This is a genomic window from Saonia sp. (genome assembly GCF_056326165.1).
This window is the reverse complement of the sequence record NZ_JBWFBN010000007.1, coordinates 163,043-181,837: the sequence shown is the minus strand read 5'-3', so window position 1 is coordinate 181,837 and position 18,795 is coordinate 163,043. Positions and strand designations below refer to the sequence as shown.

General features: G+C 35.1%; 9 protein-coding genes. All 9 read right to left on the bottom strand.

Translation table 11 applies throughout. The annotated features are described in order from the left end of the window. Positions 1–156 precede the first annotated feature (156 nt). A complete protein-coding gene (locus tag AC000W_RS08390; protein WP_474747519.1) occupies positions 157–825 on the bottom strand; it encodes an ABC transporter ATP-binding protein in 669 nt (222 codons plus the stop codon). A 121-nt stretch (positions 826–946) separates the two neighbouring features. Next, a complete protein-coding gene (locus AC000W_RS08385; RefSeq protein WP_474747518.1) occupies positions 947–3,370 on the bottom strand; it encodes an ABC transporter permease in 2,424 nt (807 codons plus the stop codon). A gap of 21 nt (positions 3,371–3,391) precedes the next feature. Next, positions 3,392–5,839, bottom strand: coding sequence for an ABC transporter permease (locus AC000W_RS08380; RefSeq protein ID WP_474747516.1), 2,448 nt, complete (start codon positions 5,837–5,839; stop codon positions 3,392–3,394). Between the two features lie 10 nt (positions 5,840–5,849). Beyond that, a complete protein-coding gene (locus tag AC000W_RS08375) occupies positions 5,850–8,282 on the bottom strand; it encodes an ABC transporter permease (RefSeq protein ID WP_474747515.1) in 2,433 nt (810 codons plus the stop codon). A 40-nt stretch (positions 8,283–8,322) separates the two neighbouring features. Continuing rightward, positions 8,323–10,758: an ABC transporter permease gene (locus tag AC000W_RS08370; RefSeq protein ID WP_474747513.1), complete on the bottom strand. Its 2,436-nt coding sequence runs from the start codon at positions 10,756–10,758 to the stop codon at positions 8,323–8,325. A 229-nt stretch (positions 10,759–10,987) separates the two neighbouring features. Beyond that, complete coding sequence (locus tag AC000W_RS08365) at positions 10,988–13,441, bottom strand: ABC transporter permease (protein ID WP_474747512.1); 2,454 nt, start codon at positions 13,439–13,441, stop codon at positions 10,988–10,990. A gap of 12 nt (positions 13,442–13,453) precedes the next feature. Next, the gene (locus AC000W_RS08360) at positions 13,454–15,853 is read right to left on the bottom strand and encodes an ABC transporter permease (protein WP_474747510.1); all 2,400 of its coding nucleotides are present in this window, start codon (positions 15,851–15,853) and stop codon (positions 13,454–13,456) included. Between the two features lie 25 nt (positions 15,854–15,878). Then, entirely contained in the window at positions 15,879–18,266 is a 2,388-nt protein-coding gene (locus tag AC000W_RS08355; RefSeq protein WP_474747509.1) for an ABC transporter permease, read from the bottom strand. Position 18,267: 1 nt separating this feature from the next. After that, positions 18,268–18,789, bottom strand: a complete 522-nt coding sequence (locus AC000W_RS08350) for a GIN domain-containing protein (protein WP_474747508.1) — start codon at positions 18,787–18,789, stop codon at positions 18,268–18,270. Between the last annotated feature and the right edge of the window lie 6 nt (positions 18,790–18,795).

Genomic DNA, 18,795 nt, shown 5'->3' with positions numbered 1-18,795 from the left:
CAAGTTCAGTGTTTATTAGGGTTTTCATAAGCAATCCAAATTCATAACCCGGAGGTCGTGGGTTCAAGTCCCACTCTCGCTACTGAATTAAATGATAACGGATTGTGTATCTACACAATCCGTTATTTGTTTTATCAGATAGAGAGGTGTTTATTTTTACCCTTCTATTTTTCTTCCATCCAATAAATTAATAATTCTAGAACCATAGGATGCATTTTTCTCGGAATGTGTTACTTGGATTACCGTTACACCTTCACTGTTTAACTGCTTAAATATTTCCATGATTTCTTCTCCTTGCTTAGAATTTAGGTTTCCTGTAGGTTCATCTGCCAGTATCAGTTTGGGCTTTCCAATTAAAGCTCTAGCAACACCCACCAGTTGCTGTTGTCCACCACTCAACTGTGTTGGGAATAAATCTTTTTTGCCTACTATATTAAAACGATCTAACATATCTGCGACTACGGCCTTACGTTCAGAAGATTTCATATTTTTATATAACAAAGGCATTTCCAGATTTTCATATACTGTAAGTTCATCGATGAGATGATAGGCCTGAAAAACAAAACCAATGTATTGTTTGTACAGATTTGCACGATGCTTTTCTTTTAAGGTGTGAACAGATTCATCCATGAAATTGTATTCGCCCTCATCAAAAGCATCGAGCATACCAATAACATTGAGCAAAGTAGATTTTCCAGAACCCGATGGCCCCATTATGGAAATAAACTCCCCCTCTTCGACTTCTAGATTAATGTCTTTTAACAAAAAGACCCTTTGCCCTCCAGAATTGACCCATTTAAAAATATTATTTAGTTGTAATAGCATAGTTTTTTAGTTTTTGATTATTTGTTGTTCGTTTATGGTTCAGAATTCTGGGATAGAAGTTTCATACTTCGTGTTTCTTACCTCTTATTTCTGAATTCTTACTGCTTCTCATATTAAAAATCTACTCATCCTTTAGTGCATCGACCGGATTCGCCACCGCTGCCCTAAAACTCTGCCAACTAACCGTTAATAATGCTATTGCTAAAGCTACAATACCAGCCAAGGCAAAAACCCACCAACTTAATGTTGTTTTATAGGCAAAACCATCTAACCACTTACTCATTGCATACCAGGAGATAGGAACAGCGACTAGGAATGCCAACCCAACCCATTTCACAAAATCGACATTTAGGAGCGAAAGAATTTGTGCAATTGTTGCTCCATTTACTTTCCGTATTCCAATTTCTTTTTTTCGTTGAATAATGGTGTAGGAAGTCAACCCGAACAGACCCATCGAAGCAATTAAGATAGCTAATAAGGTAAAGATCTGAAATGCTGTGCCGAAGGCTTTATCATCTTTGTATTGCGCTTCGAATTTTTGATCTAAAAAAGTGTAATTAAAAGTACTCTTTGGAAATACTTCTGTCCATTTCGTTTCTATCTGTCCGATTGAAGACGAAAAACCTGCTGTTGAAATGGCTGATTTATCCAGTTTTACCAAAATATTATTCACTTCCTTTTGATAACGGATTGCCATCGGTAATAATGGACTTTTTAATCCGAAGTGATAATAATCTTTAATAATTCCAGAAACTTGCCAATTATTCCCCCAGAAACTTACTGTTTTATTCAGTATTTCTTCGGGCGATGTAAAACCCATAGTTTTTAAGAAAGTTTCATTGACTACAACTTGATTGCCTTCCAAATCTGATGATGATAGAAAAGTGCTACCAGCCACAAATTCAATATCCATTAAATCAAAATAATCAGGTTGCACATGATACGTGTAATATAATTTTTCTTCTTCGTTTCTTCCATCAGGCAATTCAATACCTCGCGTAGATGACAGGTTATCAAAACTATCACCAGGGTAGGTTTCTGCAATAGCAACTTTTTCAACAGAAGTCAATTTTTTAAGTTCTTCCTCTAAAACTTTAAAGTCATTGATAACCAAAGAATCTGCCTTAGAAGTTACCACCTCACCTTTTAATGCAATAACTTGAGTTAAGTCAGTACCTATTGGCTGACTTTCCAAGAAATTGATTTGTTTGGTAACCACAATTGTACCAGTAAGAAGTATGATGGTAGCCAAAAATTGGGTAATAATTAATCCTTTTCTAACATTCAAACCTCCAGAAGAAGTACGAATCTTACCTTTTAATGCCTTAGCCGGCGAATAACTGCTCAACAACAAAGCAGGGTATAAGCCAGCTATGATTATACCTAATAATATGAAAGCAAAATAAGGAGTAAAGTCTGATAAATTAATAAGGCTTAAGCTGAGTTCTTTTCCCGTAATACTATTGTAAATGGGTATCAATACAATAACAAAAAGAAACGCAATACTGATGGCTATACCGTTAAGAAGTGTAGATTCAATCAACGATTGGAGTATCAATTGCGGTTTTTGTGCGCCTACCACCTTCCGAATTCCGGTTTCCTTGGCTCTTTCCATAGATTTTGTGGCGGCTAGGTTTATATAGTTCAACCAGGACAGAATCAAAATAATAAATCCTATTGCTGATAAGAATTTAATTCTGGTAACGCTTCCATTTACAGAAACTTCATAAGGCTTATTGGAATGTAAATGAATAGCTTCAATAGGCTCAATATTGTGCCTTTCTTCTGTATCTTCTTCGATATCACTATCAATTATTTTTTGCCGCAGTAAATCTGGATTGGCATTCGGGTCTAGTTTAAGGTACGTATAGTAATTATTCATATTCCAATTCAGCTCATGAGCTCTTGGACCCCAATCAGTCCAAGTTTTTTCAGTCTCATAAGAAATTAGGAATGAATTTCTGTAGTGGGCGGTTTCTGGGACATCTTCCATTATACCAGTTACTGTAAGAACAGCTTCTTGGCCGTCTCTAAAAGCCGAAATTGTCTTTTGTAAAGGGTTTTCTGAACCAAATAACTTTTCTGCAAATGATTTTGAAAGCACGATGGAATAAGGCTCTGAAAGAACGGTTTCCTTACTTCCTTCTAACAACGGATAACCAAAAATATTAAAGTAAGATGGGTCTGCCAGTGAGCCTAAAGGTTCTTCGAGGATGCGATCACCTAATTTAAAAGTCAATTTTTCAAAATAATAGAAACGAACATAGTCCAAAACTTCGGGAAACTCCTTTTTCAATGAAGGTCCTGATAAATTATAGGTTTGAGCATCACCAGCTACAAAATCATTGCCTTCTAAGTAATCCATATAGGTTCTGTAAACATTTTCCGAACCTTCAAACTTGTCATAGCTGCGCTCAAAATTCACATAGAGCATAATTAACACAAAAGAGGCGATGCCTATGGCGAGTCCAAAAATATTAATGAATGAGTACAGCTTGTTTTTAAGTAAATACCGCGTTGCTATTTTTAAGAATAATTTATACATAGTTCTTTCTTATGATGGATATCACTCCGTTCTCAAGCTTTTTACCGGGTTGGCGTTAGCAGCGGCAATGGTACGGATGCTTATAATAATTAATGCCACCAGCAGCATTGCGATTCCACTAACAATAAAAACCCACAAGCTTACATTCGTTTTATAGGCAAAGTCTTCCAACCAATTGTGTATGCCATACCAAGCAATTGGAGCCGCAATTACAAAGGCAATACCTACCAAAACCAAGAATTCTTTACAGAGCAATAGATTCAGTTGCGATAGTGAAGCGCCCAATACTTTTCGTATTCCAATTTCCTTTGTTCGTCTTTCAGTCGTATAAACAACTAACCCTAAAAGGCCCAAACAGCTTATCAGCATTGAAAGACCCGTAGCCCAATTTAAAAGCACCGAAGTTCTCCGTTCTTGCTCGTAGAAACGTCTAACCATATCATCCATAAAATTCACTTCAAAATCCGAGTCGGCATATATTCCTTTCCAAGCCTTTTCAATTTTACTAATCGTATTGGGCCAGTTTTGTGAATTATTGGAATCCAATGAAAAATGCACGGTATTGAACCTAGAGCGATTGTTTCTACCCCAATCACCTGCAAAAGCCATGGGTTCGATACCCGTTTTTAAAGAGCGTTGATTAAAATCTTCCATAACCCCTACGATTGTGTACGGTTCATTGCTCATTTTAAGAACCTCGCCTATGGCATCTTGTGGACTATCAAAGCCCAACAGGTTCAAATAAGTCTGGTTGATTACCATTTCTTTAATGGTATCGTTCAATTGCTTTCTTCCCGCCAATAATTCAATATCATAGAGGTCCAAATAGTTCTTATCACCATAAAGGAATTTCAATTCTGTGTGTACTTCCTTTTCTTCTTTAAAATATGTAACATGTGAGGAATTAGTACTAAAAGATGCTGGCGGATACCCGCTTAAGCTTACACCTTTTACTTCAGGCAGCATTTTTATATCTTCTAATAACCGAACTCTTTTATCCATTGATTCGTATTGCCATGGTGTTCGTATGTTGGCTATTGCTTCCGTCTTAATGCCCATGTCTTTAGACATTAAAAAATTCAGCTGTTTACCAACAAGTAAAGTTCCTATGATGAACACTTGTGCAATTACGAATTGAAATACGGTAAGATATTTTCGTAACGAAGATTTGTCTCCTTTGAATAATAGTTGATTCTTGAGTACAGATGCCGCCTTAAAATGAGACAGGACAAGGGCAGGGTAAAATCCTGATAAAAAAGTTACTACAAGCAGCAGTACAAGAAGCATTGAAATAACTACTGGCTCCGAAAATATTTCAAACTCCAGACCGGAAGGAATAAAATTTGAAAACAAGCGCAACAACCAAAATGAGAGCGCCAAAGAAAGTAGGCCAGCGGCAAAAGTCAGCATTCCCGTTTCTCCCAAAAATTGAAAAACTAATTGTTTCTTAGAACTACCCAGAGTTTTTCTAACCCCAATTTCTTTGGCACGCTGTGTAGCTTGTGCTGTATAAAGATTTATGAAATTAATACAGCCTAGTAGCAAAAGAAATAGAGCGACACATGACAAACTAATAAGAGTTGATTTACTGGCTCTACTTGAACTAAAATCGAACGTATAATAGTTTGTATCAAAATGCATATCACCTAAGGGTTGCATATAAAACCTTCTTTCTTGGCCAAATGCTACAGTTTGGGGGTCTTCGTGTTCTTTTACGATTTTATCCAATTCTGCTTGAACAGCTACCGCATGGGTATTATCATTCAACTTTAAGAACAACTGTGAAGCAGAGGTTGTGCTACCCCATTGTGGGTCTTGTAGCATGTCAGACGTTTCTAAGGAGTTAGCGGTTTCTACTGAAATAAACTCTTCAAAAAGAATGTCAGTTTTTTGTTCAAAATTTGCAACGATTCCCGTTACCTTAATCGGAACACTATCATTGTACATCAGGGTGCTTCCAATAATACCAGACATTGTCTTATCAGGAAAGTACTTCCTGGCCCTACTTTGGGTTAATATTACCTCATTTGGATTTTGAAGAATGTCCTCATTTGATCCCGCAAGCCATTCGTAGCTAAAAAGTTTAAAATACTCGCTATCTGCATAAGTGACGAACTCAGGGTTTTTGAACGATTGATCTGTCTTAACATTTTTAATATGGAGCGGATATGTTATGAATAATGGAGAAATTACCTCTAGTCCGGGTACTTTTTCCTTTAAGGCAGAAGCCAACGGAACCGCAACGCCTGGGTTATAAAATTTACCTTCAGGATTACTAAACTCTGTAGTAACTCTATAAATACGTTCTCCATCTGGGTGAAACTTATCAAAAGTTAAATCGTAATAAACCATGAGACCTATTACAAAAGAAGCGCTAAGTCCAATCGCAAGACTAGTAATCTTTATTAAAGAAAAAAACTTGTTCTTAGCTATATTTCGAAATGCTGTTTTTAAAAGATTTTTTAGCATGACATAGTTTTTATTCTGTTCTTAAACTTTTAATAGGGTTTACAATTGCGGCCTTTATACTTTGATAACTCACAGTTATAATTGAAACTGCAACTGCTAAAACTGTTGCTAAAACAAATACGCTCCAACCAATTTCAATACGGTACGAGAAATCTTCTAACCACTTATTCATAACATACCAAGCAAAAGGTAAAGCAATCAATATTGCAATACCTACTAATTTTAAAAAGTCAATTGTAAGTTTATACGTTATTTGACTAACACTTGCGCCTAAAACTTTACGAACACCAATTTCCTTAGAACGTTTTTGTGCGTTAAAGGCAGCCAATCCAAACAGTCCTAAACAAGCAATCAAAATAGAAAGCAATGTGAATATGATAAAAATGCGACCTAATCGTTGTTCTGCTTCATAAGTGTTGTTAAATGAATCTTCCAAAAAATAATAATTAAAAGGTTGCCCTGGAGCCATTTTGTCCCATGTTTTTTCAATACTTGCAATTGTACTTGAATAATCTCCTGCTTTAATTTTTATTGCCATTGAAGAAGTGTAACTACCCAAATACAGACTTAAACCACCAATGTTTTTTCTTAATGATTCAAAATGAAAGTTTTTAACAACTCCTACAATAGTGAAAAATCTAATGTTTTCTTCACCCATATCACTTGTTACTCGTTTCCCAATTGCTTCTTCTGGTTTTATTCCCATTATAGAAACGGCTGTCTCATTTATTATAATACTCAGAGAATCGACACTAAATTCTTTATCAAAATCCCTACCTGCAATAATTTCTAAATCAAATGTATTTACATAATTATGGTCTACCCTCCAACTCTGCATCTGCACGGCATAATCCTGACTCATTTTTTCTTCTTGAAAAAATGAACTATCACTTCTATTGGACGGTGTTGGAAAAAAACTACTTAAAGATGTGTTTGCTACTTGACTTATTTGCTGAACTTCATTTTTAAAAGATTGTATTTGTGTTCCTGCAGCATCAACATCTTCAATAACTAGGATTTTGTCTTTTGTATACCCTAAATCTTTACTTTGAATGTATTGTAATTGCTGAAAAACAACCAAAGTACTTACAATTAAAAACACAGAAATTGCAAATTGAAAAACAACTAAAGAACTTCTAATACCTCCACCACCTACACTATTTCCTCCACTACCTTTTAACACCTTAGCAGGTGCAAATTTTGACATAAAAAATGCAGGGTACAATCCTGAAAGAATGGCTAAAACAACAGTTGCAAAAACTAAAATCAACCAAAAAATAGGATTTTCAAAAGGAATAGATATCTCTTTTCCTGAGAGCTCATTAAAAAAGGGCATTGCTATAGCCCCAACAACAACTGCCAATACCAATGAAATAAAAGTAATTAAACCAGATTCTGACAAAAACTGACGTACTAATTCAAACTTACTAGAACCTAATGTTTTTCTAATACCGACTTCCTTCGCTCTTTTTAAAGAATGCGCTGTAGACAAATTCATAAAATTAACAGAGGCTAATAAAATTAAAAATAAACCTATAAAACCTAAAATATAAACGTTTTGAATATCGCTATTTGGGCTAAACTCACTATCTCTTTGAGAATGTAAATGAATATCTTTTAACGGAATTGTGCTTATGTTAAAGTAGTTACCCGCAGCCAAAAAAGCTTCTAATGTAATTCCTGGGAAAACAGTTTGCGCCCATGGCATTACATAAGTTTCAAACATAGATTGTAGTGGTTCTTGAAAATCTTCAATATTTGCAGAAGGAATTAGTTTAATAAATGTTGTAAAGTTATTACTCCCCCATTGGATATTTTTAGCTTCTTCTAAAGAACTCATAGAAATAAAAATATTCTCGTTTCTCAAAAAAGAATTCTTAGGCATATCTTCAATAATACCAGTTACAACAAAAGTTTCTTCGTTATTTAATATTACACTTTGCCCAACGGCTTCATCAATTTTAAAATGTTTTTCGGCTGCACTTTTAGTTAAAACCAAAGTATTAGGGTCTTTTAATGCTGTATTGGTATTTCCATATAATAATTCGAGTCCAAACATTTCAAAAAACGTGTCATCAGCAAAATTTCCTTGAAATTCCTTAGTATTTTCATCAGTACCACTTTTTCTAATAAGCATACTGTATTGGTTACGTAGCCGAGTTGTTAATTCTATTTGCGGAAAATCTTTTTTTAACGTTGCAGCCATTGGAGCAGAAGACTCAGCAACAAAGCTTTCTTCACCTCCAAATTTTACATCTGTATTTATCCTATGAATTCGGTCAGCATCAGCGAACATTTTATCATAACTAAACTCGTCATAAATAAATAGTGCAATTAATAATGCTCCTGCCATACCAATAGCAAGACCAAAAACGTTTAGAGATGTAAAAAAAGGCTGATTTTTAAGGCTTCTCCAAGCTATTTTAATATGATTTTTAAACATGATTCTCTTTTTTGATTTGATGTTTTTTGAAAATAAGCTCTTATTCTGTTCTCAAACTTTTTACCGGATTTACAATCGCAGCCTTTATACTTTGATAGCTCACTGTTACAACTGAAATTAGAATTGCCAAGAATGCAGCCAAAGCAAATACCCACCATGGAAAGTCTATTCGGAACGAGAAATCCTCAAGCCATTTGCTCATAGCGAACCAACCAATGGGGAGTGATATTAAAATGGCCACCCCAACAAGTTTTAAGAAATCCAAAGTAAGTTTCATTGATATTTGACCTACAGTAGCTCCCAATACTTTACGCACACCGATTTCCTTTATCCTTTTTTCAGCATTGAAAGCGGCAAGGCCAAAAAGGCCAAGACAGGCGATAATAAGTGAGAGCACTGTGAAAATGATAAATATATTACCCAATCTACGTTCACTCTCGTAGGTATTGTTAAAAGCATCATCCATAAAATAATAGTCAAAAGGTTGGCCAGGTACGACCTTTTCCCAAACAGCTTCAATTTGGGATATGGAATTTGTAAAATTCCCAGGCTGTATTTTTACGGCCAAGGCATAAGCGTTATCCTCCAAATGAAGGCTAAGTGCATCTATTTCCTCTTTTAAAGAGGAAAAATGAAAATCTTTCACCACACCAATAATATTGAAAAAATTAGGGTTTTCAACTGAAAAATCAGGGCTGTAACGTTTACCTATGGCTTCTTGTGGACTTAACTTCATTATTTTAACGGCCGTTTCGTTCACAATTATTGCTGTGGAATCATTACCAAAATTCTTGTCGAAATTACGTCCTGCGACAAATTCAAAATCCAATGTGGACACATAATCATAATCAACCCCCCACCGTTGCATACTAACGGCACTTTCTTGGTCTGTCAACCCTTCTTCAGGACTAAAAGTAGAGTCGCTTCTGCTAGACGGAGTCGGAAAGTAACTACTCAATGTGGCATTTTTAACAAAACCCAATTGTTTAACCTGCTCTTTAAACGATGCTACTTTAGAACCCGCGGTATATACATCGTTTACGATTATAACCTGATCTTTTGAGAAACCAAGATCCTTTCCCTGTATATATTTTAATTGTTGGTACACTACCAAGGTGCTTACTATTAGGAAAACAGAAATGGCAAATTGAAAAATGACAAGGGAGTTTCTTACTTTACCACCACCTACACTGCTTTGTCCTCCGCCCTTCAATACTTTTACAGGCATAAAGCGTGACATGAAAAAGGCAGGGTAGCTTCCTGAAAGCAGTCCCAATAAAATAACGGCGACCAATAAAATCAACCAGAAAAATGGATTTGCAAAAGGGATGGAGATATCCTTATTGGCCAGATCATTAAAGAACGGTAACGCAATCATAGCAAATAACAACGCCAAGACCAAAGACAAAAAGGAAATCAAGCCTGATTCTACCAAAAACTGTCTCACCAAATCAATTTTGTTGGATCCCAATGTTTTACGAACCCCAACTTCTTTTGCTCTTTTTAAAGAGTGGGCTGTGGATAGGTTCATAAAGTTGACACTAGCCAATACGATAAGAAAAATAGCGATAAACGAAAGAATATAAATACTTTGAATATCATTATTTGGGCTCATTTCTGCAACAAGATCAGAATGTAAATGAATATCCGTTAAAGGAATTGTACTGTATACTAGATGGTTGCCAGCGTCTATTAGTTGTTGTTCGGTAATACCGGGCATATACTGCTGAACACCAGGAATCACATACTTACCTAAAAACCCTTGTAAAGGTTCTTGAATGTCGGCTACATTGGCAGATGGTATCAATTTTATATAGGTATGGTAATTATTACTCCCCCAATTCACAATCTCGGAATCCGGATACCCTTCCATTGCTTCAAAAATGGAATAGTCCCTTAAAACTGAATTTCTTGGGAAATCTCCAACTACACCTACTACTGTGTAGGTTTCAGAATTGTTCAACAATAGATTTTGGCCAATGGCATCAGCAACGCCAAAATGTTTTTCCGCAGCCGTTTTGGTCATAACCAATGTATTTGGGTCTTTTAAAGCGGTCTTTACATCACCGGCCAGTAATTCTATCCCGAACATTTCAAAAAATGTAGGGTCAACATAGGTGGTCTGTTCTTCTTTAACATTGGTTTCTGTATCAGATTTTCTAACCAATGCGCTGCCCCTTGTTCTGAAACGGGTTACCAGTTCAATCTCAGAAAAATCGGTTTTTAACGCTTCGGCCATGGGTGCAGGTGTCACTGCATATATTCTCGCATCTCCTCCAAACTTGATATCGGCGTTTACACGGTGAATACGATCTGCATCGGCAAACATTTTGTCATAGCTCAATTCATCGTAGATGTACAACGAAATAAGTAGAAATCCGGCCATACCAATAGCAAGACCAAAGGTGTTGAGAAACGTAAAAAAAGGTTGCTTTTTTAAGCTTCTCCAAGCGATTTTAATGTAATTTTTTAACATGATTGTTCGTTTTTTGAGATGTTTGTTTTTGAATACTAACAGATTCTAAACCCTACTTTTATTCAAAGGCTTCCAAAAATAGTTCTAATTTCATGCCATAGAGTTAATTGTTTGATAACCAATTATTTAATAATATTTTTTAAATATTAAACCCTTTAAACTGTAAAATAATTTGACAAAAAATGTCCATTATTTATACAGTCATTTTGATAAAAGAAAGTAGTTAGTCCTACTCTGTTCTTAAACTTTTTACTGGGTTCATTCTTGCGGCATTTATACTTCTGTAACTAATTGTTAAAAAGGCAATGAGTATTGTAATTAAACCTGCCAAGACAAATACCCACCATTCTATATCTATTCTGTATGTAAAATCTTGTAACCATTTATTCATAAAGTAATAGCCTAATGGGAATGCAATAATCATAGAAATTACTACCAATTTTAAAAAGTCTTTTGCCAACATACTTACTATTTGTGGTACAGATGAGCCCAAGACTTTTCTAATTCCTATTTCTTTAAAGCGTTGCTGTGCAGTAAAGGTTACCAAACCAAAAAGCCCCAAACAGGCAACAAAAATGGTTAGAAAGGCAAAAATCATTAGAATGGTATTCATGTTAGCCTCTCTTTTATAAGTCTCGTTATAAAGTTCATCTAAAAAAGCATACCCAAAAGTTTCACCAGACCCAAAAGACTTCCATTTTTCTTCCAAACTAGAAAGCAAGCCTGCCATATCCGAAGTTTTTGTCTTCATAATTAATCCATAATACGGGTTGCGTTTCATAATTAATGGCTGAATGGGTTCTCGTAAGGATTGTGTATGGAAATTCTTTATCATACCCACTACCGTTAAGGTTTGTCTACCGCCTTGTAAATCTGTAGCTACGGCAATTGTTTGTCCAATTGGGTTATCATCCAAACCAAAGGTTTTCTGAGCTGTTTCATTGATAATAATATTACCCTCTTCCGAGCCAAAATTTTCAGAGAAATTTCTTCCTGCTAAAATTTCCATTCCCAATGTAGGGATATAGGCTTCATCAATATTGTATATTTTGGATCTTAAATTTAGATTAGGGTCTTTATTGGATATTACAGTTGTTGCATTATTGTCCGTAGGTCCAGAGGGTACAAATGCAGAGTTGGTTATACTAACAATTCTAGGGTCTTGCTCTAATTCTTTTTTATATGCATTTAAATTATTTCCTAACCTTCCGGCATCTCTAATAACGAGCAACTCCTCTTTTTCATAACCTACATCCTTATTTTGAATATAATTCATTTGCTGACTTACCACTAAAGTTGCTACAATAAGACAAACTGATACTGAAAATTGGAATATGACCAAACCACTTCTAATACCTTTGCTACTCCCCGTACTAAATTTATTTTTTAAAGCCTGAATAGGTTTAAAAGAAGACATAAAGAAAGCAGGATACCCACCAGCTAAAAAACTAATAAGCACTGTAAGAGCTACTATGGCAATCATAATTTGAGGACTTAAAAGTTGTTCAACCTCCAAAGATTTTCCAGACAATTGATTAAAATAGGGCAAGGCCAGAACAAAAAGTACTACCCCAATTACCATGGCAAATACTGTTGAAAGAAAAGACTCGGTTAAAAACTGAAAAATTAGTTGAGGTTTTTGCGATCCCAAGACCTTTCTCATACCAATTTCTTTTACTCTTTTGGATGCACCGGCAGTAGAAAGATTCATAAAGTTTATGCAAGCAATCAATAGCATAAACAATGCAATTACCGCAAAAATATACACGCTATTCATATCTCCGTTTGGCTCAAATTCACCTCTTAAATCTGAATGAAGATGTATATCTTTCAAAGGTTGAAGTAAAAAACCAACTTCATTGCCATTTTCAAGAAACTCTTCAAAGGTTTGTCCCAAATCAGTTTCGAGCTGAGATCCCATATACTTTTTTGTAATTGCGGGTAATTTGGTTTCAATATTTTCCAAATTTTCCCCATCATTCAATAACAAATAAGTGTGGTAACTACCACTCATCCAACTTTGATTGTCTGCTCCTTTATTACTTTTCATGGAAGCAATAAGGTCAAAATGAAAATGCGAATTCTCTGGTATTTTATCAATGATTCCTGTTACCGTATACATACCGCTATTATCCATATACCCTTCCGAGGTATGCAACCCAACATCATGAATTTCTATGGTTTTAAGCATAGGGTTTTCATTTCCAAAATAGGCTTTGGCCTGTGCTTTGGTCAACACAACGGAATTGGGTTTATCCAATACCGTATTTGCGTCACCTTCTAACAAAGGCAAGGTAAATACATTAAAAAAGCTTGCATCAGCAAAAGCCAATTTGCCTTTTCTGAGCGTGTTCTCTTTATAAGTGACTTTAGTATCACTAGAAGAATCCAAAATACGAGTGGCATCTAAAACCTCGGGTAAATCATTAACCAAGGTTTGTGCAACAGGAGCCATTATACTGGCTTCATTTATGAGCTCATCTCCCATTTTAGCACGTAGCACAACTCTGGCAATGTCATTTGCATTATCATTGTAATTGTCATAGCTCAACTCATCTACCACAAAAAGTGAAATAATTAAGCAGGTAGCAATACCAATGGCCAAACCAATACTATTAATTAAAAAAAGCCCTTTGTTTTTTAAAAGGTTTCTCCACGCTATTTTTAAGTTATTTTTAAACATGATCGATTAATATTATTCCGTTCGTAAACTTTTTATAGGGTCAGACTTTGCAGCCTTAATGGCCTGAAAACTTACCGTAACCACTGTAACCAACATAGCTCCGAGCATAGCCAATACAAACACCCACCATTTTAGATTAATGTGATACGGATATTCCTGTACCCAACCGTTCATTATATAATATGAAATAGGCATGGCAATAAAACAGGAAATAATAACCAGTTTTAAAAAGTCTTTAGAAAGCATATTCCATACATTAAATACTGTGGCACCCAATACTTTACGCACTCCTATTTCCTTGGTTCGTTGTTCGGCAACAAATGAAGTAAGTCCAAATAGTCCTAAACAACTTATTAGAATGGCCAAGGCAGTAAAAATTCCTGAAAGACTACCAATGCGTTCCTCAGCAGCAAATTTTTCTCCATACTGTTCATCTACAAAATCATACTCAAAGGGAATATCAGGGAAATGGGCCTTAAATACGTTTTCCACAGTTACCAAATTTTTACTTGCGCTTTGTTGCGGGTTTAACCTAAGATTATAGTAACTGGCATTGCCATATTTATCAAAAACATATAAACCTTGTTTAACAGGACTGTATGGCGATTGCGCAACCATATCTTCTACAACTCCAATAATTTTCATTGGTGGATCTGGGTCTTCCTCATCTTCATCCTTTAAATACATACCAACTGGATTTGTGAGTCCCATATATTTTACCGCAGTTTCATTTATTAGAACTGCACTAGAATCTGATGCAAATTCTCTTGAAAAATCTCTACCTGCTACAATCTTAAGACCTATGGTTTTTGCATATTCTGGTGACACTTCGGTCCAAGCAAAACTTTCTTGAAAATCATCTGGTTTTCCTTCCCAAGTGTACCCTCCTCTATTGGACCATATTTGGGTAGTTGGACTGCTCGAAGTGGCCATTTCGGTTACCGCACCAGAACTTAAAAATTCAGAACGCATTAATTCATATTTTCCAGTAAAATCTTCACTAAATGTTGGTATCTGTACCAAGCCTTCTTTATCATAACCAACTGGGCGATTCTTGGCATAATTAATCTGTTGCATCACAATGACGGTCCCTATTATAAATGCCACAGATACCGTAAATTGAATAACTACCAATATTTTTCTTGGAGTTCCTTCGTGCTTACCAGCTTTAAAAGTTCCTTTTAAGACATCTACCGGTTTAAAAGAAGAAAGGTATAAGGCAGGATAACTACCTGCCAATAATGCTGTAAATAGGATAAAGGCCAATGAAATTAGCCAAAAAACTGGAGTATTCCACGGAAATTCAATTTCCTTTCTCGCTAGGTCATTAAAACCGTTTAAGGATAACAAAACAATAACAATTGCGAGAACAAAAGCAACAACAACAACCAAAAAAGATTCGCTCAAAAACTGATAAATTAATTGGCCCCTTTGAGAACCAATAGATTTACGGATACCAACTTCCTTACCACGTTTTTCTGACCTTGCCGTACTCAGATTCATAAAGTTGATACATGCCAGTAACAATACAAAAGCACCGATAATACCAAATAACCAGACATATTTTATTCTACCTCCTACCTGCTTGCCTTTTTCAAAATTGGAACGTAAGTGCCAATCCTTCATTGGCAAAAGGAACAATTGTGGATTAAATTCAGCAGTCTCTTCATTCAAGGTTTTTTTTACGTCTTTAATGGTCGCCGTTACTTTATCCATGCTAGTATTGTCTGCTATTTGAACAAACATCTGGAAAGAGTTGTTTCCCCATTGGTCAACCGCATCTCTCATCCATTCTTGTGTGGTCAATAATTTTTCCCATGGCATAATGTACTCAAGGTCGTTAAATGAATTGTTAGTAGGGATGTCCTCGTAAACAGCACTCACAACAGCATCGTACATGTTATTAACTTCTACATCTTTACCAATTGGGTCCTCATCTCCAAACAGGGCATTTGCGGTGGACTCAGAAAGCATAACAGAATTAATCTCTCGCAAACCATCTTTTTCCCCTTTTAAGATTATAAGTTCTAGCATATCTGTTGCGGGCCGTTGCATATAATTCCCATTTTTGGAAATATTTTTTTCCTTATACCCCAAGTATCTTGAAACATTCCAAGACGACATGACCAAATGCTTAAAATTGTCTCCATAACTTTCTCGGAAAGCCATTTCTAATGGCCTAGGAATAGCTGGACCAGTACCTGTTTCTCCATTGAAGGTCTGTGACTGATAAACTTGCGCTACCCTATCCTTATTTGCAAAATAATCGTTGTTCGCAAGTTCGTCCTGTACCCAAAGTCCAATAATGAGTGTTACAGCCATACCCAATGCAAGACCACCAATATTAATAATAGAATAACCCTTATTTTTTGAAAGGTTTCTCCAAGCGATTTTAAAATAGTTCTTTATCATGATTGATGATTTTTTGATTGACTTTTTATTCCGTTCGTAAACTTTTTACAGGGTTAACTTTGGCTGCCTTTATTGCTTGGTAGCTTACCGTTACTATAGTGATAACAAGTACCACGCCTATAGCTACTGCATATATCCACCAACTTAGTTCCGTTTTATAGGTATAGCTTTTGAGCCATTCACTCATAAAATACCATGCAATGGGTGAGGCGATAACTCCTGCAATAAGAATGAGTTTAAAAAAGTCTTGCATCACTAGTGTTACAATATTTAAAACATTACTTCCCAATACCTTACGAATACCAATTTCTTTAGTTTTCTGAATTACAAAAAATAATATGAGTCCATAAATTCCCAAGCATCCAATAAAAATAGCCAATACGGAAAAGAGTTTTGTTAACGAAAGAAACCTTTGCTCCGTCTCATACATTTCTGCAACACGGTCATCTAGAAAATCATATTCAAAAATTTTGCTAGGGAAAGCAGCTGTCCATTCCTTTTCTATATGACTTAATACTGCTTCTTTATTATTCATATTTATTTTTATGGCCAACTCATTATAGCCTTCTGCCATTGGAGCAATAAAAATGGCATTGATATTTTCATGAAAATCTAAATCATGAAAATCGGCAATTACCCCCACAATATTGCCTCTAATAAAATCACCAGAAATATCTACTTGTTTCCCTATGACCTCATCTGGAGATTGTAATCCTAGTTTTTTTACAAAAGTTTCATTTACGATAATTTCATCTACAGAATCTTTCACATAAAAACTTCTTCCTGCCAATAATTTTAAACCAAAAGTGTTTAAATAATCTTTATCGCCCAGCTTAACTTGAACTGAAAAATTCTCATCCTCTGCCTTATTGTTGTATTTAACACTTGTTCCCCACTGACTATCACCAGCACCTGGCGAAGCAAAACAAGCTGTAATTTTTTCTACTCCTGGAAACTGAGCAATTCTATCTTTAAGACCTTCTTGTTTTATAACGTCTACATCCCCTGGCAGTTCTAACATAACTACTTGTGATTTATCATATCCTAAATCAGAATCTAGAGCATACTTAATTTGTTTATTGATTACAAAAGTTCCTATAATAAGAACAATAGAAATTACAAACTGTACCACCACCAATACCTTACGGGTCATAAAACCACCAGCATCTTTTTGGGTGAGCTTACGTTTTAATGCTAAAATTGGTGCAATTCTGGCTAAAACTACCCCAGGATAACTCCCTGCCAATAAAGACACTCCAAACAAAAGAGCCAGTACAAAACCTAAAAATGAATAACTTAAAACCCCATATATAGAAAGTTCTAACCCAAAAACAGTATTAAAATATGGAAGTGCTAGTACACATAAAGCCATACCTAATAAAAGAGATAGGAATGTTATAATAAAAGTCTCTGTTATAAACTGCCAAAAAAGTTGTCCTTTAAAACCTCCTAACACCTTTCTAACACCCACTTCTTTAGACCTATAAACCGATTGCGCAGTTGAAATATTTATAAAATTAATACTGGCAATGGTTAATAAAAAAAGCCCTATTAAAGAAAATATCCAAAGTACATTTCCGTCCATTCCACCTTGATACCTCTTATCAAAATGAATATCTGAGAGCGGTTGTAATTTGTAATGATGTACATTTTTAGAATCTGGACGATGCTTTTTTACAAATCCTTGTATTTCTTCTTCAATTTGGCTAATATTCTGATTTGGATGTAATAGTGCAAAACATTGTAAAGCAGAGTTAATACCACCCCATCCGCTATCATTGCCTAAAAATTCATTATATTTTTTAATTGTAACATAAGAAATAAAAAAATCAGCTTCTATTAAAGTAGTTTTAGGTAGGTCTTTAAGGATTCCAGTGATGGTTATAAATTCAGCGTCTTCTAACTGAAAACTTTTTCCTATAGGGTTTTCATTCCCGTAAATTCTTTTGGCTGCACTTTCTGTTATTAAAGTAGTGTTAGGTTCTGAAAGTGAAACAGAACCATTATTTACAAGAGGAAAATTAAAAATGTTGAAAAAATCTTCTTCTGCATATGCTACATCTTCCTTTAATTTTATGTTATCATTGTTCTGGTTAATCGTAATTAATTGATTCTGCCTAGTTACTAATTTAGCAACCTTTTCTGCGTAGTCGTAATCAGTTCTAAAGGCATGAGCAAAACCAGGAGGTACACTTGCTTCATAATCAACATCATCTCGATGTTCTTCTGTAACTACTCTATAAATTCTATCGGAGTTTTCGTGAAAATTATCAAATTGAAGATGATGAGCTACAAAAATAAATATGAGAATACTGCATGCAAAACCTAATGCAAGTCCTATAATATTAATAAAGGCAAAACCCTTTCTTTTAGCTACGTTTCTCCATGCTATTTTAAAATAGTTCCGTATCATATTAATACTTTTTAATTTTTAACTCAGAAATATTGAGTGTTCCTCTGTCATAGTCTTTGCCTTTCTTAACAAACCAATTATCAACTTTTCCGAGCACCGTTAAATCTCCCCCGTTCATTCTCATATTTAAATCTGCAATGTCTACTTGTATATCTGCTGCGCCATGATCATCTACAACTATTGAGAGTGAATCCCCTTTAATTTCATTTTCTGAGTGAAATTGAGCTGCATCCTCAACTACAACACTCTTTAGATGAAGGCTGCTAACATATACTTTAACCACTTCTTTTTTAGCCTCTCCTTTTGTGTCAATTTCCAAAACACCATCTTTAAAACTAACAATGACTTCGGGTGATGGTTTTCCATTTACAACTTTTTTTATTTTCTCTTTTGTTGCCTCATGGGTAAAATATACCTCAGCAACACCACTAACTTTAATGGTTTCTATAATGTCATCTTTTGTCTGTGCAATTCCATAATTTGAAATTGATAACAGTAAAATAACTAAGCTTAATTTTTTCATAATTGA

What these genes read in the sequence shown, in the direction of transcription:
- AC000W_RS08390 (WP_474747519.1), bottom strand. Translation starts at nt 825, where the DNA reads ATGCTATTACAACTAAATAATATTTTTAAATGGGTCAATTCTGGAGGG.
- AC000W_RS08385 (WP_474747518.1), bottom strand. Translation starts at nt 3,370, where the DNA reads ATGTATAAATTATTCTTAAAAATAGCAACGCGGTATTTACTTAAAAAC.
- AC000W_RS08380 (WP_474747516.1), bottom strand. Translation starts at nt 5,839, where the DNA reads ATGCTAAAAAATCTTTTAAAAACAGCATTTCGAAATATAGCTAAGAAC.
- AC000W_RS08375 (WP_474747515.1), bottom strand. Translation starts at nt 8,282, where the DNA reads ATGTTTAAAAATCATATTAAAATAGCTTGGAGAAGCCTTAAAAATCAG.
- AC000W_RS08370 (WP_474747513.1), bottom strand. Translation starts at nt 10,758, where the DNA reads ATGTTAAAAAATTACATTAAAATCGCTTGGAGAAGCTTAAAAAAGCAA.
- AC000W_RS08365 (WP_474747512.1), bottom strand. Translation starts at nt 13,441, where the DNA reads ATGTTTAAAAATAACTTAAAAATAGCGTGGAGAAACCTTTTAAAAAAC.
- AC000W_RS08360 (WP_474747510.1), bottom strand. Translation starts at nt 15,853, where the DNA reads ATGATAAAGAACTATTTTAAAATCGCTTGGAGAAACCTTTCAAAAAAT.
- AC000W_RS08355 (WP_474747509.1), bottom strand. Translation starts at nt 18,266, where the DNA reads ATGATACGGAACTATTTTAAAATAGCATGGAGAAACGTAGCTAAAAGA.
- AC000W_RS08350 (WP_474747508.1), bottom strand. Translation starts at nt 18,789, where the DNA reads ATGAAAAAATTAAGCTTAGTTATTTTACTGTTATCAATTTCAAATTAT.